The 20,262-nt window shown below is 73.8% G+C and carries 22 protein-coding genes; 13 read left to right on the top strand and 9 right to left on the bottom strand.

Going from position 1 to position 20,262, the window contains the following annotated elements; translation table 11 throughout:
• Window positions 1-139: 139 nt before the first annotated feature.
• Complete coding sequence (locus tag NOCJ54_RS0111155) at window positions 140-1,021, bottom strand: A/G-specific adenine glycosylase (protein ID WP_028655569.1); 882 nt, start codon at window positions 1,019-1,021, stop codon at window positions 140-142.
• 98 nt (window positions 1,022-1,119) lie between these two features.
• Between NOCJ54_RS0111155 and NOCJ54_RS0111160 the strand changes: the two genes are divergently transcribed.
• Window positions 1,120-1,911 (top strand): hypothetical protein, encoded by a 792-nt coding sequence (locus tag NOCJ54_RS0111160; protein ID WP_028655570.1) that lies wholly within the window; start codon window positions 1,120-1,122, stop codon window positions 1,909-1,911.
• 24 nt (window positions 1,912-1,935) lie between these two features.
• Here the strand turns inward: NOCJ54_RS0111160 and disA are convergent, their stop codons facing one another.
• Together disA and radA are read right to left on the bottom strand one after the other, a co-directional pair.
• Complete coding sequence (gene disA / locus NOCJ54_RS0111165) at window positions 1,936-3,009, bottom strand: DNA integrity scanning diadenylate cyclase DisA (RefSeq protein ID WP_028655571.1); 1,074 nt, start codon at window positions 3,007-3,009, stop codon at window positions 1,936-1,938.
• A 137-nt stretch (window positions 3,010-3,146) separates the two neighbouring features.
• Window positions 3,147-4,586 (bottom strand): DNA repair protein RadA, encoded by a 1,440-nt coding sequence (radA, locus tag NOCJ54_RS0111170; protein WP_028655572.1) that lies wholly within the window; start codon window positions 4,584-4,586, stop codon window positions 3,147-3,149.
• Window positions 4,587-4,653: 67 nt separating this feature from the next.
• Between radA and NOCJ54_RS0111175 the strand changes: the two genes are divergently transcribed.
• Complete coding sequence (locus tag NOCJ54_RS0111175; protein WP_232221753.1) at window positions 4,654-5,685, top strand: LacI family DNA-binding transcriptional regulator; 1,032 nt, start codon at window positions 4,654-4,656, stop codon at window positions 5,683-5,685.
• Window positions 5,686-5,733: 48 nt separating this feature from the next.
• Window positions 5,734-7,272, top strand: coding sequence for a S8 family peptidase (locus tag NOCJ54_RS0111180; RefSeq protein WP_028655574.1), 1,539 nt, complete (start codon window positions 5,734-5,736; stop codon window positions 7,270-7,272).
• 33 nt (window positions 7,273-7,305) lie between these two features.
• On the opposite strand, the gene NOCJ54_RS0111185 is transcribed toward NOCJ54_RS0111180, so the two are convergent.
• From NOCJ54_RS0111185 to NOCJ54_RS0111195, 3 genes are all read right to left on the bottom strand, one after another.
• Window positions 7,306-8,010 carry a class I SAM-dependent methyltransferase gene (locus NOCJ54_RS0111185; RefSeq protein ID WP_028655575.1) on the bottom strand — a complete coding sequence of 235 codons (705 nt, stop codon included), beginning with the start codon at window positions 8,008-8,010 and terminating at the stop codon, window positions 7,306-7,308.
• A 10-nt stretch (window positions 8,011-8,020) separates the two neighbouring features.
• A complete protein-coding gene (locus NOCJ54_RS0111190) occupies window positions 8,021-8,656 on the bottom strand; it encodes a VOC family protein (protein ID WP_028655576.1) in 636 nt (211 codons plus the stop codon).
• 122 nt (window positions 8,657-8,778) lie between these two features.
• Window positions 8,779-9,540, bottom strand: coding sequence for a hypothetical protein (locus NOCJ54_RS0111195; RefSeq protein ID WP_028655577.1), 762 nt, complete (start codon window positions 9,538-9,540; stop codon window positions 8,779-8,781).
• A gap of 70 nt (window positions 9,541-9,610) precedes the next feature.
• Here NOCJ54_RS0111195 and NOCJ54_RS0111200 point away from each other — a divergent pair, with 70 nt between their 5' ends.
• The 6 genes from NOCJ54_RS0111200 to proC are packed head-to-tail and all read left to right on the top strand — an operon-like array spanning window position 9,611 to window position 14,633.
• Window positions 9,611-10,549, top strand: a complete 939-nt coding sequence (locus tag NOCJ54_RS0111200; RefSeq protein WP_028655578.1) for a Ppx/GppA phosphatase family protein — start codon at window positions 9,611-9,613, stop codon at window positions 10,547-10,549.
• The gene (locus NOCJ54_RS0111205) at window positions 10,546-11,388 is read left to right on the top strand and encodes a sugar phosphate isomerase/epimerase family protein (protein ID WP_028655579.1); all 843 of its coding nucleotides are present in this window, start codon (window positions 10,546-10,548) and stop codon (window positions 11,386-11,388) included. Before NOCJ54_RS0111200 ends, NOCJ54_RS0111205 begins: the two co-directional genes overlap by 4 nt.
• A 13-nt stretch (window positions 11,389-11,401) precedes the next feature.
• The gene (locus NOCJ54_RS0111210; RefSeq protein ID WP_028655580.1) at window positions 11,402-12,121 is read left to right on the top strand and encodes an ABC transporter ATP-binding protein; all 720 of its coding nucleotides are present in this window, start codon (window positions 11,402-11,404) and stop codon (window positions 12,119-12,121) included.
• Window positions 12,118-12,852 carry an ABC transporter permease gene (locus NOCJ54_RS0111215; RefSeq protein WP_028655581.1) on the top strand — a complete coding sequence of 245 codons (735 nt, stop codon included), beginning with the start codon at window positions 12,118-12,120 and terminating at the stop codon, window positions 12,850-12,852. Before NOCJ54_RS0111210 ends, NOCJ54_RS0111215 begins: the two co-directional genes overlap by 4 nt.
• Window positions 12,853-12,886: 34 nt before the next feature.
• Window positions 12,887-13,819: a proline dehydrogenase family protein gene (locus NOCJ54_RS0111220; RefSeq protein ID WP_028655582.1), complete on the top strand. Its 933-nt coding sequence runs from the start codon at window positions 12,887-12,889 to the stop codon at window positions 13,817-13,819.
• 13 nt (window positions 13,820-13,832) lie between these two features.
• Window positions 13,833-14,633, top strand: a complete 801-nt coding sequence (proC, locus tag NOCJ54_RS0111225; RefSeq protein ID WP_028655583.1) for a pyrroline-5-carboxylate reductase — start codon at window positions 13,833-13,835, stop codon at window positions 14,631-14,633.
• 25 nt (window positions 14,634-14,658) lie between these two features.
• On the opposite strand, the gene NOCJ54_RS0111230 is transcribed toward proC, so the two are convergent.
• The gene (locus NOCJ54_RS0111230) at window positions 14,659-15,372 is read right to left on the bottom strand and encodes an HAD family hydrolase (protein WP_036517587.1); all 714 of its coding nucleotides are present in this window, start codon (window positions 15,370-15,372) and stop codon (window positions 14,659-14,661) included.
• A 238-nt stretch (window positions 15,373-15,610) separates the two neighbouring features.
• Between NOCJ54_RS0111230 and NOCJ54_RS0111235 the strand changes: the two genes are divergently transcribed.
• Window positions 15,611-15,826 (top strand): helix-turn-helix domain-containing protein, encoded by a 216-nt coding sequence (locus tag NOCJ54_RS0111235; RefSeq protein WP_028655585.1) that lies wholly within the window; start codon window positions 15,611-15,613, stop codon window positions 15,824-15,826.
• A 256-nt stretch (window positions 15,827-16,082) separates the two neighbouring features.
• On the opposite strand, the gene NOCJ54_RS0111240 is transcribed toward NOCJ54_RS0111235, so the two are convergent.
• Window positions 16,083-16,277 (bottom strand): hypothetical protein, encoded by a 195-nt coding sequence (locus NOCJ54_RS0111240; protein ID WP_028655586.1) that lies wholly within the window; start codon window positions 16,275-16,277, stop codon window positions 16,083-16,085.
• A gap of 228 nt (window positions 16,278-16,505) precedes the next feature.
• Between NOCJ54_RS0111240 and NOCJ54_RS28970 the strand changes: the two genes are divergently transcribed.
• The 3 genes from NOCJ54_RS28970 to NOCJ54_RS0111255 all read left to right on the top strand — a co-directional run bounded on the left by NOCJ54_RS28970 (window position 16,506) and on the right by NOCJ54_RS0111255 (window position 18,965).
• On the top strand, window positions 16,506-16,607 hold the full coding sequence (locus tag NOCJ54_RS28970; RefSeq protein ID WP_008356322.1) for a 30S ribosomal protein bS22: 102 nt from the start codon (window positions 16,506-16,508) through the stop codon (window positions 16,605-16,607).
• 71 nt (window positions 16,608-16,678) lie between these two features.
• On the top strand, window positions 16,679-17,740 hold the full coding sequence (locus NOCJ54_RS25245) for an SDR family oxidoreductase (protein ID WP_051485740.1): 1,062 nt from the start codon (window positions 16,679-16,681) through the stop codon (window positions 17,738-17,740).
• Window positions 17,733-18,965, top strand: coding sequence for a lysophospholipid acyltransferase family protein (locus tag NOCJ54_RS0111255; protein WP_028655587.1), 1,233 nt, complete (start codon window positions 17,733-17,735; stop codon window positions 18,963-18,965). The genes NOCJ54_RS25245 and NOCJ54_RS0111255 overlap by 8 nt, the downstream gene beginning before the upstream one ends.
• A 144-nt stretch (window positions 18,966-19,109) precedes the next feature.
• Here NOCJ54_RS0111255 and NOCJ54_RS0111260 read toward each other — a convergent pair whose 3' ends face one another.
• The gene (locus tag NOCJ54_RS0111260; protein WP_198020186.1) at window positions 19,110-20,234 is read right to left on the bottom strand and encodes a DUF5667 domain-containing protein; all 1,125 of its coding nucleotides are present in this window, start codon (window positions 20,232-20,234) and stop codon (window positions 19,110-19,112) included.
• Between the last annotated feature and the right edge of the window lie 28 nt (window positions 20,235-20,262).

Below are 20,262 nucleotides of genomic sequence, written 5' to 3' on the forward strand. Positions count from 1 at the left end.
CACTTGTCGCCTGTTGAAGCGTCAGTTCCTGCCCCGGTGGTCCCGGCAGCGCCACAAGTGACCACTCGACGGGCCACAGATGACCACTCGACGGGCCACAGATGACCACTCAACAGGCCAGAGGTGACGTCTCGACCCCTCAGGGGAGGGCGTAGCGGCCGGAGGGGGTGCGCACGACGAGGCCGTCGGCGAGGAGCGAGGAGAGCGCGCGCTCGCGCTGGGCGGGGACGTCCCAGGCGGCGTCGAGCTGGGCCTGGGTGACCTCGCCCGGCGCATCGCGCAGCACCGCCATGAGGCGACCACGGCACTGGCGGTCGGTGCCGGCCCAGGCCTGGACCGGGCGCGGCGGTCCGTCGTACGGCGGGGCGCCGGCCTGCTGCCAAGCGCAGGCGGCGCGCACCGGGCAGGCCTCGCAGCGGGGCCGGTCCGCGGTGCAGACGAGCGCACCGAGCTCCATGACCGCCACCGACCAGGTGGCGGCGGTGGGCGGGTCGGCCGGCAGCAGGGCGGCGCCGAGGTCGCGCTCGGCGCGCGTGACCGAGCGCGGCGGGAACTCCACGCCGGTCACGGTGCGGGCGAGCACCCGCCGCACGTTGGTGTCGAGCACGACCTGGCGCCGGCCGTGGGCGAAGGCGGCGACGGCCGCGGCGGTGTAGTCGCCGACGCCGGGCAGCGCGAGCAGCTCGTCGTAGGACGCCGGCACCTGCCCGTCGTGCTGCTCGCTGATCGCGGTCGCCGCGGCGTGCAGGCGCAGGGCGCGGCGGGGATAGCCGAGCCGGCCCCACGCACGGACCGCCTCGCCCGGGGCCTCGGCCGCGAGGTCCGCCGGGGTGGGCCAGCGCTGCAGCCAGGCCTTGTGCACGGGGAGCACCCGCACGACCGGTGTCTGCTGGAGCATGAACTCGCTGACCAGGACCGACCACGCCGACGCCTCGGGACGGCGCCAGGGCAGGTCGCGCGCGTGCTCGTCGTACCAGCGCAGGATCGGCTCGACGAGGCTGGCGGCGGGGTCGGGGGTCATCGCGAGCCATTGTCGCCAGCGGTGTGACGTCCGCCGACTTCGGGTCCACCCCGGCGGGTCAGCCCGGCTGACGGGCGCACGCTGACTACCGTCGTGCCATGCCCGCCGCACCCCGTCGACCTGCCCCCGCCCGGGGCCGGACGACGCGTGGTCCGCTGCCGGCCAGCGTCTACTGGCGCCGGCGCGTCTTCGTGCTCGGCACCGCCTTCGCGGTCGTGTTCGTCATCGCGCGGTGGCTCACCGGCAGCAGCGACGGTAGCTCCGAGGACGCCGCGGGCGCCGAGCAGGCCGCGGCCCGGGTCGAGGCCACCGGCACCGTGACCGCCGGCGCCGAGGAGGAGTCGGCCTCGGAGGCCACCCCCCGTCGCGGCGGGACCGCCTCGGCCTCCCCGACGCTGGCCGCCCCCCAGGGCACCTGCCAGGCCGCCGACGTCACCGTGACTCCGGTCGTCCCGAAACCGGCCGAGGCCGGCCACGACGTCCGGGTCCGGCTGTCGCTGAGGACCACCGAGTCCGAGGCCTGCACCTGGCAGGTCTCCCGCAGCAGCGTCTCGGTCCGGATCGCCGACGGCTCGCGCGTGCTCTGGACGACCCAGCACTGCCCCCGCGTCGTACCCGACCAGAGCGTGGTCGTGCGCCGTGCGGTCGCCACCGTCGTGGAGATGACCTGGAACGCCCGCGAGTCGGCCGCGCGGTGCGCGCGCCGCACGGCGTGGGTCATGCCGGGGGAGTACACGATCTCCGCCGCCGCGCTGGGTGGGGAGCCGGCCGCCGCCGACTTCGAGCTCGTGCGGCCCGCGCCGCGGACCGTCGAGGTGACGCCCGAGTCCACGGGGACCGCGAAGCCGAAGGGCACGGCGACGAAGAAGCCGAAGAAGCCGGTCAACTAGGCCGGCCCCGCCGGGGCGGAGCGCTCAGACGTAGCGCTCGAGGATCGTCGACTCCGCGAGCCGGCTCAGGCCCTCGCGGACGCTGCGGGCGCGCAGCTCGCCGACCCCCTCGACGGCCTGCAGGTCGTCGATGCCGGCGGAGAGCAGCTTCTGCAGGGTGCCGAAGTGGTCGACCAGACCCTCGACGACGTTGGCCGGGAGCCGCGGCACCTTGGTGAGCAGCCGGTAGCCACGGGGCGCGACGGCGCCGTCGAGGTGCTCGCCGGTGCCGATGCCGAGCACCTTCGCGACGGCGGACGGGTCGACGAGGTCGGTGGCGGAGAGCTGCTCCAGCTTGGACAGCAGCTCCTCCGGCTCGCGGCTGCGGCGCCGGGAGGGGACGTAGTCGCGGATGACCAGCTCGCGCTCGGTGTCGACGCCGGTCACCAGCTCCTCCAGCTGGAGGGCGAGCAGGCGGCCGTCGGTGCCGAGCTCGAGCACGTAGTCCTCGATCTCGCGGGCGATGCGGGTGACCATCTCGAGCCGCTGGGCGACGACGGCGACGTCGCGGACGGTGACGAGGTCCTCGATCTCGAGGGCGGACAGCGTGCTGGAGACCTCGTCGAGGCGCAGCTTGTAGCGCTCGAGGGTCGCGAGCGCCTGGTTGGCGCGGGACAGGATCTGGCCGGAGTCCTCGAGCACGTGGCGGGTCTCGCCGACGTACGCCGCGATGATCTGCATCGACTGCGAGACCGAGATGACCGGGTGTCCGGTCTGCTTGGCGACACGGTCGGCGGTGCGGTGGCGGGTGCCGGTCTCCTCGGAGGGGATCGACTGGTCCGGCATCAGGTGCACCGCGGCGCGGATGATCCGGGTGAGGCTCCCGTCGATGATGATCGCGCCGTCCATCTTGGCCAGCTCGCGCAGGCCGGTGGCCGTGAACGGCACGTCGAGCTCGAAGCCGCCGGTGCAGAGGCTGTCGACCAGCCGGTCCTGCCCGATGACGATGAGCGCGCCCGTACGCCCGCGCAGGATGCGCTCCAGGCCGTCGCGCAGCGGCGTGCCAGGGGCGATCCGCGCAAGGGTCTCGCGCAGTCGGGGATCGGCCGACGTGACCACTCGCGCTCCTCTCTCGCCGGGACGGACGCTCGTACCTTATCCGCGCACGGGGTCCGGGAGGCGCCGAACGTCCGGCGGTCTCGCAGGAGAAGGTGAAGAAATCGGCGTCGGGGCTGTCGGCCGGCCGGGATCGGCCCTCACTCCGCCCCGTCGACGACCTCCAGCGCGTGCTTGGTGCGGCGGTCGAGGTTGAGCAGGCGCAGGGCGGAGATCACGTCGGGCGCCTCGATCACCCGCATGCCCTCGACCTCCCGGTCCCGCGCGGGACGGCGGTCGCCAGCGGCCCGACCGGGGTCGGCCGGCACGACGGCCATCTCGAAGCCGAGCCGCGCGGCCTCGGCGATGCGCTGGGGCAGGTCGCGCACCCGGCGCAGCTCGCCCGACAGGCCGATCTCGCCCATCGCGACCACGCCCGCCGGCGGTGCGCTCACGAACGTCGAGGAGGCCAGTGCCACGGCCACGGCGAGGTCGCTGCCGGGGTCGGTGAGCCGGGCTCCGCCGACGGTGGAGGCGAACACGTCGTGCTGGTGCAGCTTGATGCCGCAGTGCTGCTGGAGGACGGCGAGGATCATCGCCAGCCGCGAGCCGTCGAGGCCCGACGTGGTGCGCCGCGGTCGCTCGGCGGGGGAGAGGGTGACCAGCGCCTGGACCTCGGCCAGCAGGGGGCGGCGGCCCTCCATGGTCACCGCGACGCAGGTGCCGGGGACCCGGCCGTGGTGGCGCTCGGTGAAGATCCCGGTGGGGTCCTCGACCGGACGGATGCCGTCGGGGCCGAGGTCGAAGCAGCCGACCTCGTCGACCGGGCCGAAGCGGTTCTTGACCGCCCGGACCATCCGGAAACGGGAGTTGCGGTCGCCCTCGAAGTGCAGCACGACGTCGACGAGGTGCTCGAGCACGCGGGGTCCGGCGATCCCGCCGTCCTTGGTCACGTGGCCGATCATCACCACCGTGATGTCGCGGCTCTTGGCCATCCGCACCAGCGCCTGCGCGACCTCCTTGACCTGGGTGACGCCGCCGGGCACGCCGTCGACCTCGGCCGCGCCGATGGTCTGCACCGAGTCGATGACGACCATTGTCGGGCGGACCTGGTCGATGTGGGTCAGCACGGCGCCGAGGTCGGTCTCGGCAGCGAGGTAGAGCTCGTCGTGGATGCCGTCGGTCCGGTCGGCGCGCAGGCGGACCTGGGCGGCGGACTCCTCGCCGGTGACGTAGAGGGTGCGCACCGACCGCTTCGCCGTGCGCGCGGCGACCTCGAGCAGCAGCGTCGACTTGCCGACGCCCGGCTCGCCGGCGAGCAGCACCGCCGCGCCGGGGACGAAGCCGCCGCCGAGGACCCGGTCGAGCTCGGGCACCCCGGAGTGCTCGTGCACGGCGTGCTGGGCGGGCACCTGCCCGATCGGCACCGCCCTGCGGGTGACCGGGGCGGCCGACGTGCGGCTGCTGCCGGCCGTCGCCGCGGCGGCGACCTCCTCGACCGTCCCCCACGCCTGGCACTCGCCGCAGCGGCCGACCCACTTGGCGGTGGTCCAGCCGCACTCGCCGCAGCGGTAGTTCGAACGTGCTTTCGAAGAGGCCATGACCCTGACCGTAGGGCACGGCTCCGACAGATCCGTGGCAGGGCCCCGGCGTGGCAGGATCTCGGCTGTGGAGAACCCCCGCCCGCCGGCCACCCTGGCCGACGTCGCCGAACGTGCCGGTGTCTCCCGCCAGACCGTGTCCAACGCGATCAACAACCCGGACCTGCTCCGGGCCGACACGCTCGCCCGGGTCATGGAGGCGATCGAGGGACTCGGCTACACGCCCAACCAGGCGGCCCGCCACCTGCGTACCCGCACCTCGCGGCTGGTCGGCCTGCGCCTCATGCCCGCGCAGGAGTTCACCGCCAACATGGCCATGGACCGCTTCGTGCGTGCGCTCGTCGAGGCCGCCCGCGAGGTCGGCTACCACGTGCTGCTGTTCTCCGGCGGCCCCGTCGCCGAGGGCGAGGTCCCCGACCCCCTCGGCGGGTACGACGACCTGTTCCGCTCCACCTCCGTGGACGCCTTCGTCGTCACCGACACCTACCTGGGCAACCCGCAGACCGTCGAGCTCACCCGGCGACGGGCTCCGTTCGTGGCGTTCGGCCGCCCGTGGGACGACCCGGACGCGACGCACCCGTGGGTCGACGTCGACGGTGCGGCCGGTGTCGCGGCGGCCACCGACCACGTGCGGGAGCTCGGCCACGAGCGGATCGCCTGGCTCGGGTGGGAGCCCGGCTCGCGGATCGGCGAGGACCGGCGGGCCGGGTGGTACCGGTCGATGACCGGCCACGGCCTGGCCACCGCCGGGCTCGAGGCCGCGGTGCCGGACACCGTCGACGCCGGGCGCGGGGCGGCGGCCCGCCTGCTCGACGCGACCGGGCCGACGGCGTTCGTCTGCGCGTCGGACACCCTCGCCGTCGGCGTGCTGCACACGCTCCGCGACCGTGGGCTGCGCGCCGGGAGCGACGTGGCCGTCGTGGGCTTCGACGACTCCCAGGTCGCCCAGGTCATGGGCCTGACCTCGGTCCGCCAGCCGCTGGAGCAGGTGGCGGTCGAGCTGGTCGCTGCGCTCGTCGACGTGCTCTCGGCGACCGGTCGCCCGACACGCGAAGTCCTTCTCGCGCCGACCCTCGCCATCCGGCAGACCTCCGTGTGAGGATGTGCGGCGCAGGAAGACCTGCGCCACTTCTCGGGAGGATCCTCGATGTCCTTGTGCACCCGGCGGCTGCGTGCCGCCGCCCTCTCCGTCGCGACCGGCCTCACCGTGGCCGGCCTGGCGGTCACCACCAGCGGAGCCACCGCGGCCCCGGCTGACGAGCCGGTCTCGACCCCGGTCCCGATCAGCACCCCGGACGGGGTCGTGTCGTCGTACGTGCTCAACGCGAAGCACGCCAACCCGGGCCAGACCCGCCTGGTCGAGCGCGCGGTCCGGCAGGCCGGCGGCGTCGTCGTCCAGACCTGGCCCCAGGTCGGCGTCGTCGTCGCGCACAGCGACCGCGCCGCCTTCCGCGCTGACGTGCGCCGCGCCGCCGGCAACGCGCTCGAGTCCGTCGGCGCCACCCGCACCGTCCCGGTCAGCGAGGGCACGCCCGAGGGCGTGCAGGCGCCGTGGGGTCCCGGGAAGGGCCAGCTGCGCACGGCCGTCAAGGGCGCGAAGGCCGACCGCGCGCAGGACACCACCGGCACCGAGGCCACCCTCGCGGTCGTCCCCGACCCGCGTGAGTCCGAGCAGTGGGACCTCGCGATGATCAAGGCCGACCAGGCCCACGAGGTCACCGACGGCTCGCGCGACGTGCTCGTCGGCGTCCTCGACAGCGGCATCGACCCCGACCACCCGGACCTGGCCGCCAACATCGACGTGGCGAGCTCGGTCAACTGCTCCGACGCGGGCCGGCCCGACACCTCGGCGACCGGCTGGCACCCCACCACCAGTGACCACGGCACCCACGTCGCCGGCACCATCGGCGCCGCGCGCAACGGCACCGGCATCGTCGGAGTCGCGCCCGGCGTGCGGATGGCCTCGGTCAAGGTGGTCAACAACGACGGCTACATCTACCCGGAGTACGCCGTGTGCGGGTTCGTCTGGGCCGGCCAGCACGGCATGGACGTGACCAACAACAGCTACTACGTCGACCCGTTCGAGTTCTGGTGCAACGACCAGCCCGACCAGGCCGCCGCCATGGAGGCGGTACGCCGCGCGGTGGCCTGGGCCACCGACCAGGGCGTCGTCCACGCGGCTGCGGCCGGAAACTCGGCGTACGACCTGTCGAGCAAGACGACCAACAACAGCAGTCCGAACGACGGCACCCCCGTCGCCCGCACCATCAACAGCGGCTGCCGCGACATCCCGACGGAGCTCGACGGCGTCGTCACCGTCTCCTCGCTCGAGCGGTTCCCGGCCGGGTCCCTGGACAACCGGCTCTCGAGCTTCAGCAACCGGGGCCTCGGCGTCATCGACGTCGCCGCCCCGGGCTCACGGATCCTCTCGACCGTCGTGACCGGCAACGGGTACGGCCTGAAGTCCGGGACGTCGATGGCCTCGCCGCACGTCGCCGGCGTGCTGGCCCTGATGAAGTCGGTGCACCCGGGCTGGACGCCGGAGCAGATGGTCGCCACGCTGCGCGCCCAGGCCGACGACCACGACTGCGTCGCGGCCACCGCCGGCGCGCCGTGCGTGGGCACCGCGGCGGAGAACAGCTACTACGGCGAGGGCGTGGTCGACGCGCTCGACGCCGTGCAGTGACCGTCGGTCCCTGCCCGGTCGCGGGCCTGCTGATCAGTAGGCCCGCGACCAGAGGTTGACCGCGTAGTCGACCTCGAGGCCCTCGTGGTGACGGATGATCTCGTCGGCGACGTCCGGCTTGAACTCGATCCGCACCACGGCCTCGAGGTCGGCGCGGTCCTCGAAGCGCCAGCCCATGTCGACGCGGTCGAGGGTCCACCCGCGCATGCTCCAGAACCGCTCGGTCTCCGCGGGCGGGTCCAGGTGCGGGAAGCCGCGGCGGAACCAGGCCCCGAAGGTCGAGCGTGACCCGTCGTTGTCGATGACCAGCGCGACGCCGCCGGGCCGCAGCACCCGCTCGAGCTCGGCGAGGCCGGGCTCGCAGCCCCGGCCGAAGAAGTAGGCCCAGCGGGCGTGCACGACGTCGACGGAGGAGTCCGGCAGCGGCACCTCCTGCGCGGCGCCGACGCGCACCTCTGCGTTGGTGACGCCGCGTGAGCGCAGCCGGCGCTGGGCGAGCCGGGCCAGGCCGGGGTGCGGCTCGACGCCGACGACCGACGAGGCCTGCTCGGCGAAGCGGGGCAGGTGGAAACCGGTGCCGCAGCCGAGGTCGAGCACGACGCGACCGCTCCAGTCGGCGCGGGCCTCCATCGCGGCCCACAGCCGCCCGTCGGGGTCGGCGGCCCGGTTCTCGAGCTCGTAGGTCGCGGTGTGGTTCCAGATGTTCGGGCTGGGGATCGCTCCCCGGACCGGCTTCACCGCGGGTGGGTCAGATGCGGACGACGCCGTTGGGGGTGAGGACCTGGGCGGCGAGGATGCCGGGGGTGCCGTGCGGCGCCACCCACTCCACCTTCACGTCCTCCAGCGGCGCCTCGACGGTCTCGCCGAGCCACTCGCTGACCCGCTGCGGGTCGCCCGCGATCTCGATGCCCGCCAGCGACACGGTGCCGTCGGCGCCGTGCGAGGGGTGCAGGTCGACGTCGTCCCACTGCAGGAAGAACGGCAGCTGCGGGTCGGCGATGAGGCCGTTGATGCCGATCTGGCGCCAGCGCAGCTCCACGCCGTCGGGGCGGTGCCGCGAGCCGGGGACGGCCGGGCGGCCGAGGCGCTCCTCGATGACCGTGATGTCCGGGACGGCCACGGCCCAGCCGAGCCAGCCGCCGCCGAGCCCGGAGCGGGCCTTGACGGCCTGGCCGAAGGGCGCCTTGTCGGACGCCGGGTGGTCCAGCGCCTCGACGACCTCGATGTAGGTCTTGTCCGTCAGCGGGAGGATCATGTTGCGCGTCCCGAAGCGGGGGTGGACACCGCCGTCGGCGAACTCGCACCCGAGCGCAGAGCCCAGGCGCTCGGCCGTGCTCTCGAGTCCGTCGGGTCCGGCCGCGTAGGAGAGGTGGTCCAGGCGCATGTGGACATTCTGTGCTCATCGCGCCCGGAACGTGCATCCGGGGTGCTGGTCTCTTGACGTCGAGATGTGCCGACCGCGAGGAACCCGGCGACGGGCCGCGCCCCGACGGGCGCCGGCGCGCGTCAGCGCGGGTCGGCGGGGTGCAGCGCGAGGGCCGATCGGGAGCGCAGGTGCGCCTCGCAGTGACGCACCAGCTCGTCGTACGCCTTGCGGCCGATGAGCTCGACCAGCTCCGGCTCGTTGGTGACGTAGAGCGGCTCGACGGCGACGTGCGCCTCGGTGTTGCCCGAGCAGTACCAGTCGAGGTCGTGGCCGCCCGGGCCCCAGCCCCGGCGGTCGTACTCGGTGATCGTCACCTCGACGTACGACGTGCCGTCCATCCGCTCGACCTCGCGGAAGGTACGACGGATCGGCAGCTGCCAGCACACGTCCGGCTTCGTCTCCAGCGGGTTGCGGCCCTGCTCGAGCGCGAGCGCGTGCAGCGCGCAGCCCGACCCGCCCTCGAAGCCGGGGCGGTTGGCGAACACGCACGAGCGCTGGCCGTCGACGACGTGCATGCGGGTCTTCCGCTCGCCGTCCTCGTCCTTCTCGACCCAGTCCTTGCGCTTCACCGGCCGGCCGGGGTGGGCCTGCCAGTGCGCGGGCGTGAGCTGCTGGACGAACGCCTCGACCCGGCGCTCGTCCTCCTTGTCGGCGAAGTGCGCGCCGAGCGTGCAGCAGCCGACGTCGGGGGAGTCGGCGTAGATGCCGGCACAGCCGCTGCCGAAGATGCAGGTGTAGGCCGACGTGAGCCACGTCAGGTCGGCCTTGATCACCTCGCCCTCGTCGGCGGGGTTGACGAATTCGACCCACGCACGGGGGAAGTCGAGCGACACCTCTGGCACCGGACCAATCTAGTCGAGCCCCCGCGTCACGCCGCATGCCCGCTCCCACCGGCGCTAGTACCGTGGGCGCATGCGCCTCGGCGTCCTGGACATCGGCTCCAACACCGGCCACCTCCTCGTGGTCGATGCCCACGGCGGCGCAGCCCCGCTGCCGGCGTACTCCTACAAGGAGCCGCTGCGCCTCGCCGAGCACCTCGACGACGCCGGTGACGTGTCGTCGACGGGCGTCGCGGCGCTGTCCGCGTTCACCGCGAAGGCGCTGCGGGTCGCGGAGGAGAAGGGTTGCGAGGAGATGCTGCCGTTCGCGACCTCCGCGGTGCGCGACGCCGGCAACTCCGAGGACGTGCTGGCCCGCGTGCAGCGCGAGACCGGCGTGCAGATCGAGGTGCTGTCCGGCGAGGACGAGGCGCGCCTGACCTTCCTCGCCGTGCGCCGCTGGTTCGGCTGGTCCGCCGGCCGGCTCGCCGTCTTCGACATCGGCGGCGGCTCGCTCGAGATCGCCGCAGGCGCCGACGAGCGGCCCGACGTCGCCTGGTCCCTGCCGCTGGGTGCGGCCCGGCTGGCCCGGGCCGAGTTCGCCGAGCCGCTCGACGAGGAGCGGCTGCGCGCGATCCGCCGCCGGATCCGCACCGACATAGCCCGCGACGCCGGGCACCTCCTGCGCGCGGGGAGCACCCACCGCGCCTCCGCCACGTCCAAGACCTTCCGCTCCCTCGCCCGGATCTGCGGCGCAGCGCCGTCCGGCGACGGCCCGCTGGTGCCGCGGACCCTGCCGCTCGGCGAGCTGCGCGGCTGGATCCCCAAGCTGGTGGCGATGTCGCCGCAGGAGCTGGCCGACCTGCCCGGCGTCTCGCCCAGCCGCACGCACCAGATCGTGCCGGGCGCCCTGGTCGCCGAGGCGTGCATGAACATCTTCGACCTGCCCGAGCTCGAGATCTGCCCGTGGGCGCTGCGGGAGGGCGTCATCCTCGAGCGCATCGACCAGCTGAGCGTCACCGACGAGCCATGACCGCTGCCGCACGCCGCCCGCGGATCGGGCTGTCGGCGAGCTCGGTCTACCCCGAGTCCACCGCGCACGCCTTCAGCTGGGCCGCCGAGGTCGGCTACGAGGCCGTCGAGGTGATGGTCGGCATCGACGCGCTTTCCCAGCAGGTCGACGCCGTGCGCCAGCTCTCCGAGCACCACCAGCTCCCGGTCAGCGCGGTCCACGCACCCTGCCTGCTCTTCACCCAACGGGTCTGGGGCGTCGAGCCGTGGGGCAAGCTCGAGCGGTCGGCCGCGATGGCCGGCGCGGTCGGCGCCGAGGTCGTCGTCGTGCACCCGCCGTTCCGCTGGCAGCGCGAGTACGCCCGCGACTTCGTCAACGGCATCGCGGCGCTCGAGGAGTCCTCGGGCATCGCCTTCGCCGTCGAGAACATGTACCCCTGGCGGACGTCCCGCCGGCAGATGCAGATGTACCAGCCGGGCTGGGACCCCTCCACCGAGCCCTACGCCAACGCCACGATCGACCTGTCCCACGCGGCGATCGCGCGCGACGACGTGGTCGCGATGGCCGAGCGGCTCGGCCCGCGGCTGCGCCACGTCCACCTCACCGACGGCACCGACTCCGCGAAGGACGAGCACCTCGTCCCCGGGCGCGGCACCACCGGCGCGGCGGACTTCCTGCAGCACCTGGCGCGCACCGGGTTCGCCGGCGAGGTGGTCCTCGAGATCAACACCCGCCGCTGCACGACCCGCGAGGAGCGGGAGGCGGACCTGCGGGAGTCGCTGGAGTTCGCGATCGAGCACCTCACCGCCGGTGCCGCGGACACCGGGGAGCAGGTCGCCCGCCCCGCGCACGGAGCCTGAGGCTGGGGCCGGCGTGGAGGGAGCCGTCGTCACGACCATCGGCCTCCGCGTCGTACGCGGCGGGCGGGTGGTGCTCGACGGCCTCGACCTCGCCGTGGGTCCCGGCGTCACCGGGCTGCTCGGCCCGTCCGGGTGCGGCAAGTCGACGCTGCTGCGCAGCATCGTCGGCGTGCAGCGGGTCGCGGGCGGCAGCGTCACGGTGCTCGGCGAGCCTGCCGGGAGCGCGCCGCTGCGCGCCCGGGTCGGCTACCAGACCCAGTCCTCCAGCGTGTACGACGACCTGACGGTCGCCGAGAACCTCCGCTTCTTCGCCCGGGTGCTCGGCCGGCCGGCCGGCAGCGTCGAGGAGGCCGTGTCCGCGGTCGACCTCACCGCCCACCGCGACCACGTCGTCCACCGGCTCAGCGGCGGGCAGCGCTCCCGCGTCGGGCTGGCCGTCGCGCTGCTGGGACGACCGGACCTGCTGGTGCTCGACGAGCCGACCGTCGGGCTCGACCCGGTGCTGCGACGGGACCTGTGGGCGCTCTTCCACCGCGTCGCGGCGTCCGGCACCGCCGTGCTCGTCTCCAGCCACGTCATGGACGAGGCCGAGCGGTGCGACGAGCTGCTGCTGATGCGCGAGGGCCGGATCATCGCGCAGGGCACGCCGTCCGCGATCAAGGAGCGGGTCGGCGCCACCGACGTGGAGAGCGCCTTCCTGGCGCTCGTCGAGCGGGCGGGTGGTGCGCGGTGACACCACGGATCACGCTCGCCGTCGCCGCCCGGGTGCTCACGCAGCTGCGCCGCGACCACCGCACGCTGGCGATGCTGCTGGTGCTGCCGTGCCTGCTGCAGGCGCTGCTGTGGTGGATCTTCGAGGCGACGCCGCTGGTGTTCGACCGGATCGGCCCGGCCCTGCTGGCGATCTTCCCGTTCTTCGTGATGTTCCTGGTCACCAGCATCACCACCCTGCGCGAGCGGTCGAGCGGCACGCTGGAGCGGTTGTTCACCATGCCGATGGGTCGCCTCGACCTGCTCGGCGGCTACGCCCTGGCCTTCGGCGCGGTCGCCGCCCTGCAGGCCGCGATCGCCGCCACGGTGGCGCTCACGCTGCTCGACCTCGACGTCCGCGGCCCGGCGGTGCTGCTGGGGGTGGTGGGCGTCGCCGACGCCGTGCTGGGCACGGCGCTCGGGTTGTTCGTCTCGGCGTTCGCGCGCACCGAGTTCCAGGCCGTGCAGTTCCTGCCGGCGGTCGTGGTCCCGCAGATCCTGCTCTGCGGGCTGCTCGTCCCGCGGGAGGACCTCCCGCGGGTGCTCGAGGTGGTCTCGGACGTGATGCCGCTGTCCTGGGCGGTCGACGCGATGGAGCAGCTGGCGACGACCAGCTCCACCGGGCAGGTGTGGCGCGACATCGGTGTCGTCGCCGCCTTCGCCGTCGCGGCACTCGCCCTCGGGGCGGCGACCCTGCGACGTCGTACCGAGTGACCGGGAGGCGCGGAACCCGCGTAGGTTCGAGGACATGAGACCCGTGCGCAGTGCCCTGCGGGCGCTGTCGCGCAGCGCCGTCGCGGAGTCCGTCGCCTCCGCGGTGCCCGTCCCCGCGCCCGTCGTGCGCGCGTTCGTGCCGGCCGCGGACGTCAGGCAAGCGGTCGCGGTGGCCGGGCAGCTCACCGCCGACGACCTCGCCTGTACCGTCGCGCACCTCGGCAGGGACGCGCGGGACGAGGCCGAGGCGACCGCCACCGTGCAGGAGCACCGGGTGCTGCTGGACCGCGTCGCCGACGCCGGCCTCGGTGCGCAGGTCGACGTCGTCCTGCGGCCGGCGGCGGTCGGGCTGCACCTCCCGGGCGGCGAGGCGCTGGCCCTCACCCACGCCCGCCAGGTCTGCCGGACCGCGGCCCGTGCCGGGGTCACGGTCACCCTCGACTCGGAGGACCACGCCTCGACGGACGTCGTGCTCGCGCTTCTCGGCGCCCTTCGCGCCGACTTCCCGGACACCGGGGTCGTGCTGCGCGCGCACCTGCGGCGTACCGAGGACGACTGCCGCGCGCTCGCCGGTGCCGGCAGCCGCGTCCTGCTCGCCAAGGGCGCCCGCGACGAGCCGGCCGACGTCGCGATCACCGACCCCGCCGAGCTCGACCGGGCGTGGGTGCGCTGCCTCAAGGTGCTCCTCGACGGCGAGGGCCAACCGGTCGTCGCCACCCACGACCCGCGCCTGGTCGAGATCACCATCGCGCTCGCGAGCCGCTACGGCCGCGCGCCCGGCACCTACGACCTGCAGCTGCCCTACGACGCCCGCACGGCCGAGGTGCGCCGGCTGGTCGCGACCGGGGAGCGGGTCCGCGTCCACCTGCCGTGGGGCCCGGAGTGGTACGGCCACGTCGCCCGGCGACTGGCGGAGCATCCCCGGAACCTGTCACCCTTCCTGACGTCCCTGGTCCCCAAGAAGTGAGTGAGTTGCCGCAGTGAGCAAGCGCACCGCCGTCATCGGTGCTGGCGTGATGGGGGAGACCCTCCTCTCCGGCCTGATCCGCGCCGGCCGCAGCGCCGACGACCTCGTCGTCGTCGAGAAGCGCGCCGAGCGCGCCGCCGAGCTGGTCGAGAAGTACGGCGTGCCGGTGGTCCCCGACGTCGCCGCCGCTGCCGAGGCCGACACCGTGCTCCTGGTCGTCAAGCCGCAGGACATGGCCGACGTGCTCGGCGAGATCGGCCCCGCACTGCGCCCCGGCCAGCTGATCGTCTCGCTCGCCGCGGGCATCACCACCTCCTTCATCGAGTCGCACGTCCCGTCCGGGATCGCGGTCGTCCGGGTCATGCCGAACACCCCCGCCCTCGTCGACGAGGGCATGGCCGCCATCTCGCCCGGCTCCCACTGCGAGGACCACCACCTCGCCGAGGCCGAGGCGCTGATGAGCTCGGTCGGCCGCGTCGTACGGGTGCCGGAGAAGCAGCAGGACGCGGTCACCGCGATCAGCGGCTCCGGCCCGGCCTACGTCTTCTTCGTCGTCGAGGCGATGATCGAGGCCGGCGTGCACCTCGGCCTGCCGCGCACCACCGCGCACGAGCTGGCCGTGCAGACCCTCGTCGGGTCCGCGGCGATGCTGCGTGAGACCAACGAGCACCCCGCCGTGCTCCGTGAGCAGGTCACCTCGCCGGGCGGTACGACGGCCGCCGCGCTGCGCGAGCTCGAGGTGCACCGCGTGCGCGCGGCCTTCCTCGCCGCGCTCGAGGCCGCCCGGGACCGCTCCGCCGAGCTCGGCTCCTGAGTCCTCGCCCCGGCGGCGACCGGGGTCAGCTCGCCGCTGCGGCGGGCCAGTCGATCTCGGCCAGCCCGCGCAGCGCGACCACGCCCGGCACCGCCCGGCGGCCGCTGTAGCGCCCGTAGCGGTCCAGCAGGCGCGCCTGCAGGCCGGCGTCACGCGCCCCGACGACGTCGTGGCGCAGCGAGTCGCCGACCATCAGTGTCCGCGCCGGCGCCGACCCCAGCCGCTCGCACGCGGCGAGGTAGGAGCGCGGGTCCGGCTTCGCCGCCGGCAGGCCGGAGGACGCGAACACCGGCACGTCGGGGCGCAGCAGGCCGGTGCGGCGCAGCTTCTCGGTCTGGATCGCCTGGTCGCCGTTGGTGAGGATGCCGACCGGCACCCCGGCCCGCAGCGCCCGCTCGATCGTGGCCGCCGCGTCGTCGAACGCCCGCCACGCCGCCTGGTAGCAGCCCAGGAAGCCCGCGAACACGTCGTCGGCCAGCGCGTCGTCGGCGAGGTCCCACCCCGGCAGGAACTCGCGGATCCGCACCCGGCGCTGCTCGAGGTACGTCAGCTCCCGCCGCTGGGCGCGCTCGTAGTGCCGCGCCTCCAGCACGAACCACCGCTCGACGAGCTCCTCCAGCTGCGCCGGCGTCTCCGCCAGGCCCAGCCCGCTGAGCCACGTGCGCACGCCGCGCTCGGCCGCGCCACGGTGGTCCACCAGCGTGTCGTCCAGGTCGAGGAGCAGGGCCTGGATCGTCATGGCGAGCAGTCTGCCAGCGCCCACCGACAGCCGATCAGCGGCCGTCGTACCCGAGTCACAGCGGTGTAACTCGAGTCATCCTGAGAACCAGGGGTCAAGCCGACACGCCGCAACTCAAAAGTTTCTCTGATCAAACTCTTCCCCACGAGTCACATCCGGCCCTATTCTCACGCAGAGGCGTCCGCAGGGTTCACAGCTGGGGAAGGCGGTGACGGACGCGCAGAAAGCGTGGGTTGTCATGGCTCCTACATCGCGCGAGCGTCCCGAGTCCCTACCGGACCCCAAGTTCCTGACGATCGCCGAGGTCGCCTCGGTGATGCGGGTCTCCAAGATGACCGTCTACCGACTGGTCCACAACGGCGAGCTGCCCGCGGTGCGGGTCGGCCGGTCGTTCCGGGTCACCGAGGACGACGTCAACGAGTACCTCCGCAAGTCCTTCTACTCCGCTGGATAGCGCGAGCGCGTCGCCGCTGGGCGCCGCGCTGCCGCGCGCGCAGTTGGCTCCGGCAGGTGGCTGGGTTCGCCTGGCGTCAAGGCGTGCGCAGGTGGCGCGAGCGCGTCGCCTGCTCCCGGTGGTTGAGGTGCGAGGCCGCCCGCGGCCGAGCCTCGAAACCTCCGGGCCCTGACGGCGGGCTGTGCCGGGCACGGCCAGCGTCCGATGTTGGCGGTCGGGGCCTCGCTCGAGTGGTCGGTCCTGACTCGTTGAGTAGTCACTTCCGGCCCGTCGAGTAGTCACTTCCGGCCCGTCGAGTAGTCACTTCCGGCCCGTCGAGACGTCGCTTCTGGCCGGTCGAGAGGTCCAGCACCTGCGTCGCCTCGTCGGTGCGGCCGGCGTCGAGGAGGTCCACGAAGGCGGTCGCGGCCGGTGTCGGCTCCACGACCGGCGAGGTGGCCCCGGACGACACGGCTGCATCCCTCCTCGGTGCGGTCCTTCGGGGCCAGCGTACGGCGGCGGGGCAGTCGGCGGCCTGCAACGGTGCCCGAGCACCGTGATGCGATCTTCATCCCACCGCAGCCGCTGATTCACCTCGCCTGTGCCCTGCCCGATAGGCTGGCCCGGTGCTCCGGGACCTGCCCGGGGCGTCGTACGTACCGCCGGACGAGCCTCGTCCGGCGCTCCGGAGAGGTTCCACGTGGGTTCTGTCATCAAGAAGCGCCGCAAGCGCATGGCGAAGAAGAAGCACCGCAAGCTGCTGAAGAAGACGCGCGTCCAGCGTCGCAAGCTCGGCAAGTAAGGCCCGTCGGGCACACCAGCCTGCCGTCGCCGGTGCGCGCGTGCGCACCGGCCTGGTCCTGAGGAGTTGGGATGGGCGCCGGCCGCACGGTCCTGGTCACCGGGGTCTCTCGCGACCTCGGTCGGACCTTCGCGCGCACGCTCGCCAACGACCCCGGGGTCGATCGGGTGATCGGCGTCGACGTCATCCCTCCCCGCGGGGACCTGGGTGACGTCACCTTCGTGCGCGCCGACATCCGGAACCCGGTGATCGCCAAGGTGATCGCGCGGGAGGACGTCGACACCGTCGTCCACATGAGCGTCATCGCCACCCCCGGCTCCGCCGGCGCGCGCGGCACGATGAAGGAGCTCAACGTCATCGGGACGATGCAGCTCCTCGCCGCCTGCCAGAAGGCCGAGAGCGTGCGCCACCTCGTCGTGAAGTCGTCGACGACCGCGTACGGCGCGAGCAGCCGCGACCCCGCGATGTTCACCGAGGACATGGAGCCCCGGCGTCCCCCGCGCACCGGCTACGCGAAGGACGTCGCGGAGGTGGAGGGCTACGTGCGCGGCTTCGCGCGCCGCCGGCCCGACGCCACGGTGACCCTGCTGCGCTGCGCGAACGTGATCGGCCCGCGGGTCGTGAGCCCGCTGGCGTCGTACTTCCGCCTGCCGGTGATCCCCACCGTGCTCGGCTTCGACCCGCGGCTGCAGTTCCTGCACGAGAGCGACCTCTACCGGGTGCTGCGGCACTCGGTGCTCAGCGGCGTCCCGGGGACGTTCAACATCGCCGGCGACGGGCTGCTGATGCTCACCCAGGCCGTGCGCCGGCTGGGTCGCACCAGCGTGCCGCTGCCGGCGCCCGCCTTCGCCAGCATCGGCTCGTTCCTGAAGTCGGCGCGGATGGCTGAGTTCTCGCCCGAGATGGTCGCCTTCCTCACCTACGGTCGCGGTGTCGACACCACGCGGATGCGCACCGAGCTCGGCTTCGAGCCGACGTACACGACTGCCGAGGCGTTCGAGGAGTTCTGCGCCTCCCTGCCGCCCGGTGGCCACCGCGCGGTCCGGGCCCTCGGTGCCCTGGCCGACCACCTCCCGCCGGTCGACGAGGACCGTCCCGCCCAGCTCACCGTTGCCGGAGGCAAGGATGGCTGACGCCGAGATCATCCCGATCGGAACCCGCGGCCGCCCGGGCCGCGGCACCGGCACCCGCCCGTCGTCCGCCGCCCGGGGCCTGGCCCCCAAGGGCGCGCGCAAGCCGGACGGCAAGGCTGCCGGCAAGCCCGCCGAGGAGCCCGCCGGCACGAGCGAGACGTCGGAGTCGGCCAGCAAGCCGGCCAGCACCGCCGCGTCGAAGCCCGCCGCGCGCAAGCCGGTCGCCGACCAGGCTGCCCCCGCCCCGGGCGTCGAGACGCCGGCCGCTGACGCCGCCGCGCCGTTCACTGCTGCGGCGCGCACCGAGGAGCGCGGCCTCAGCCCGCTCGCCGGCATCCCGGCCGGCGACTGGCTGGCTGCCTTCCAGCACGCCGCCCGCGAGCTCTTCGGTGACCAGTGGGAGCCGCAGCTGGCCCACTTCCTCGCCTTCCTGCGCCGTCGCGTCAGCGGCGAGTACGCCGTCGACGAGTACGGCTTCGACGCCGAGCTCACCCAGCGCTTCTTCATGGCCGCGCTGCGCCCGATCGCGCAGAAGTGGTTCCGCATCGAGGTCCGCGGGGTCGAGAACATCCCGACCGACGGCGGCGCCCTCGTCGTGTCCAACCACTCCGGCACCATCCCGGTCGACGGGCTGATGACGATGGTGTCGATCCACGACCACACCGGTCGCCACCTGCGCCCGCTCGGCGCGGACCTGGTCTTCCGGCTGCCGTTCGTCGGCACGCTCGCCCGCAAGGGCGGCGCCACCCTGGCCTGCAACGAGGACGCCGAGCGCATGCTGCGCGGCGGCGAGCTGGTCGGCGTGTGGCCGGAAGGCTTCAAGGGCATCGGCAAGCCGTTCTCCGAGCGCTACAAGCTGCAGCGTTTCGGCCGCGGCGGCTTCGTGTCCGCCGCCCTGCGCACCGGGGTCCCGATCGTGCCGCTCTCGGTCGTCGGCGCCGAGGAGATCTACCCCCTCGTGGGCAACATCCCCTCGCTGGCCCGGCTGCTCGGCGTGCCGTACATCCCGATCACGCCGTTCTTCCCGCTGCTCGGCCCGCTCGGCCTCGTCCCGCTGCCCTCGAAGTGGCTGCTGGAGTTCGGCGAGCCCATCCGCACCGACGAGTACGACGACGGCGCGGCCGAGGACCCGATGCTGGTCTTCAACGTGACCGACCAGGTCCGCGAGACCATCCAGCAGACCCTCTACACGCTGCTGGTGCAGCGCGAGGGCGTCTTCAAGTAGTCGTCCCACCTGCGCCCGGCCCGGAGTCACACGCCGGTCGGATGCACCGGTCGGATGCACCGGTCGGTCGCTCGACCGACGCCGCACGAGCGCGACGAGGAGCCGGACGACGGACGGGGTCGTCGTACCGCTGGTGGGCGGTGGCTACTTGAGCAGGCCGCCGAGCAGGCCGCCGACACCGTCGAGCAGCGTGCCCACGACGCCGGGCTCGGCGCTCTGGCTCGGGTCCGGCGTCGAGCCGCCACCACCGGTGCCACCGCCGCCGATGCCGCCGACACCCTTGGTGATGTCGTCGACGACCTCGCCGACCTTCTTGGTCACCGGGGCCAGCGGGCCTTCCGTGGTCGGCGCGTCGGCGGGGGCGGTGCCGTCGGTCGGCTTCGTGCCCGGGTCGGGCTTCTTCGTCGGCTTGACCTTGGCCGGCGCGGTGACGTCGGCCTGGTCGATGACCGGCACGTCGAGGAGCGCCTTGACCTCCTCGATCGCGGCGAGGTCGGGCAGGCGGGTGATGCCGCCGTCGGCGCAGGTCGGGCAGGCCTCCCAGGCCGCCGCGTCGACCTGGCGCACCGTCTGGGTGGCCGTGATCAGCGGGGCCCGGACCTCCTCGGGCACGACCGGCCCGAGCGCGCCGAGCACGTCCATGCTGTCGGCGGCGAACGCGCGCAGGTCCGCGATGCCCTCGCCCTTGCCGGTGGCCTGGTAGTCCTCGAGCGTGAGCTCGGAGGCCTGCTGGGCCTGCGCTGTGAAGTCCTCGAGCGTCGAGGCGATGACCTCGGCGTCGGCGGACTTGGCGGTGAGCTCCTGCACCTCGGCGAGGCGGGCCTCGGCGTGCGAGATCAGCGAGCCTGCCTTCGAGGCCGGCTTGGACTGGAGGTTGGTCTCGGCGTTCTCGATCGCGCGCTTGACCGGGTAGAGCACGTCGCCGGGCAGCGCGCTCTGCGAGGCCATCGCCATCGAGCCAGTCGCGGAGACCACGGCGAAGCCACCGACGACGGCGGCCAGGCGGCGCTCGCGGGAGCCGCGGCGCTGGCGCGGGGTCAGCCGCGCGGCGAGCTTCTCCTCCGCCTCGACGGGCGCGCGCTCGGCGGCCGCGACGAGCTGCGAGCGCAGCGAGGACACGAACTCCGGGCGGGCCTCGACGGGCGGCACGGCACGGAGCGCGGCGACGAGATCGAGCAGCTCGGCGTGCGCCTCGCTGTCGGCGGCGCGACCGGAGACGAGCGCGTCGAACTCCTCGGCGCTCCCTCGCGACCAACCGTTCCCGCGCATCACGACGTCCGTCCTCGTGTCCAGGGGG

It is taken from the genome of Nocardioides sp. J54, assembly GCF_000519005.1.
Classification (GTDB): Bacteria; Actinomycetota; Actinomycetes; order Propionibacteriales; family Nocardioidaceae; genus Nocardioides.

Excerpts from the sequence above, each read along its gene's own strand:
- NOCJ54_RS0111155 (WP_028655569.1), bottom strand. The coding sequence starts at position 1,021 with ATGACCCCCGACCCCGCCGCCAGCCTCGTCGAGCCGATCCTGCGCTGG.
- NOCJ54_RS0111160 (WP_028655570.1), top strand. The coding sequence starts at position 1,120 with ATGCCCGCCGCACCCCGTCGACCTGCCCCCGCCCGGGGCCGGACGACG.
- radA (WP_028655572.1), bottom strand. The coding sequence starts at position 4,586 with ATGGCCTCTTCGAAAGCACGTTCGAACTACCGCTGCGGCGAGTGCGGC.
- NOCJ54_RS0111180 (WP_028655574.1), top strand. The coding sequence starts at position 5,734 with ATGTCCTTGTGCACCCGGCGGCTGCGTGCCGCCGCCCTCTCCGTCGCG.
- NOCJ54_RS0111190 (WP_028655576.1), bottom strand. The coding sequence starts at position 8,656 with ATGCGCCTGGACCACCTCTCCTACGCGGCCGGACCCGACGGACTCGAG.
- NOCJ54_RS0111200 (WP_028655578.1), top strand. The coding sequence starts at position 9,611 with ATGCGCCTCGGCGTCCTGGACATCGGCTCCAACACCGGCCACCTCCTC.
- NOCJ54_RS0111205 (WP_028655579.1), top strand. The coding sequence starts at position 10,546 with ATGACCGCTGCCGCACGCCGCCCGCGGATCGGGCTGTCGGCGAGCTCG.
- NOCJ54_RS0111220 (WP_028655582.1), top strand. The coding sequence starts at position 12,887 with ATGAGACCCGTGCGCAGTGCCCTGCGGGCGCTGTCGCGCAGCGCCGTC.
- NOCJ54_RS0111230 (WP_036517587.1), bottom strand. The coding sequence starts at position 15,372 with ATGACGATCCAGGCCCTGCTCCTCGACCTGGACGACACGCTGGTGGAC.
- NOCJ54_RS0111235 (WP_028655585.1), top strand. The coding sequence starts at position 15,611 with ATGGCTCCTACATCGCGCGAGCGTCCCGAGTCCCTACCGGACCCCAAG.
- NOCJ54_RS25245 (WP_051485740.1), top strand. The coding sequence starts at position 16,679 with ATGGGCGCCGGCCGCACGGTCCTGGTCACCGGGGTCTCTCGCGACCTC.
- NOCJ54_RS0111255 (WP_028655587.1), top strand. The coding sequence starts at position 17,733 with ATGGCTGACGCCGAGATCATCCCGATCGGAACCCGCGGCCGCCCGGGC.
- NOCJ54_RS0111260 (WP_198020186.1), bottom strand. The coding sequence starts at position 20,234 with ATGCGCGGGAACGGTTGGTCGCGAGGGAGCGCCGAGGAGTTCGACGCG.